At 60.6% G+C, this 1115-nt stretch carries 1 protein-coding gene; it reads left to right on the top strand.

Translation table 11 applies throughout. From position 1 onward, the window contains the following. Positions 1 to 185 precede the first annotated feature (185 nt). On the top strand, positions 186 to 1091 hold the full coding sequence (locus EN935_RS37200; RefSeq protein ID WP_245489156.1) for a dihydrodipicolinate synthase family protein: 906 nt from the start codon (positions 186 to 188) through the stop codon (positions 1089 to 1091). Positions 1092 to 1115: the final 24 nt, after the last annotated feature.

Raw genomic sequence — 1115 nt, 5'->3', positions numbered from 1 at the left:
CACCAATACGGTAGCATTCTTTCCAAAAGTGTCTACCAAAAAAATATCAATCGTCTAAAGATTGTATACGATCATGCCTTCGCATATGGTCCCTGCTCGAGCGCTTGGTGTGCCTCCGGCGCAGTCAACAGGAGTTTTTGATGAGCTTTCGACCAGGAAACAGGGATCGATCTCGGGTGCTGGAAATGCTCGGTGGCATCCATGCCTCGACGGTCTGCCCGTTGACGACGGTGTTCGCCCTGGATGAACGATCGATCAGCAGTCATCTCGCGCATGTCTTGGCAATTCCCGGAATACGCGGTCTGCTGGTCAACGGTCATGCGGGCGAGAACGCTCAGCTGACACGCGAAGACAAGCGCACCGTTGTGGTCATTGCACGTGAGCTCTTGGGCCAGCACCGGTTCCTGACGGCGGGCGTCTACAGCGAGGACACCGCGACCGCGGCGCTGCATGCCCGCGACGCCGAGGAGGCGGGCGCCGATGCCATACTGGTATTCCCCCCCAATTTCTGGGCGCTCGGTCAACGGCCGGATATCGTGGTCGAGCACCACAAGTCGATCGCGGCGGCGACATCGCTTCCTGTTTTGATCTACCAAGCCCCCGTAACGGCGGCCGCCATGCCATATCCGCTCGCAACGCTGCAGCAACTCGTGGCGCTGCCGTCTGTGGCTGGCATCAAGGAAGGCAGTTGGGAGATCGCGACCTATGAGGCGAATCGCCTCGCCGCCAAGGCAGTTCGACCCGATGTGGCGGTGCTGGGATCTGGCGATGAGCACCTGCTTGTGGCCTATCTCATCGGTACCGAGGGCAGTCAGGTCAGTCTGGCGGCCATAGTGCCGGAATTGGTGGTGGACCTGTGGGATACGGCCCAGCGCGGTGACTGGCCGGCGGCGATCGCCTTGCATCGGCGACTCTATCCGCTCGCGACTGCCATCTATCGCGAAGCTCCGGCGTTTCGCGCGACGGCCCGGCTAAAAGCCTGCCTGAAGATCCTCGGACACATTGAAAACGACCTTATGCACCCGCCCGCACTGGCGCTGCCGCCTGAGGAATACACGAAGCTGGAAAAGGCCCTCGAAAAAGCGATCTGACGGTCCTGCGTCAGCTCGCCGAAC

The sequence above is a fragment of the Mesorhizobium sp. M7D.F.Ca.US.004.03.1.1 genome, from assembly GCF_003998635.1.
Taxonomy (GTDB): Bacteria; Pseudomonadota; Alphaproteobacteria; order Rhizobiales; family Rhizobiaceae; genus Mesorhizobium; species Mesorhizobium loti.
The sequence above is the reverse complement of the archived record's forward strand: the minus strand, read 5'-3'. Positions and strand labels throughout refer to the sequence as shown.

Excerpts from the sequence above, each read along its gene's own strand:
- EN935_RS37200 (WP_245489156.1), top strand. The coding sequence starts at position 186 with ATGCTCGGTGGCATCCATGCCTCGACGGTCTGCCCGTTGACGACGGTG.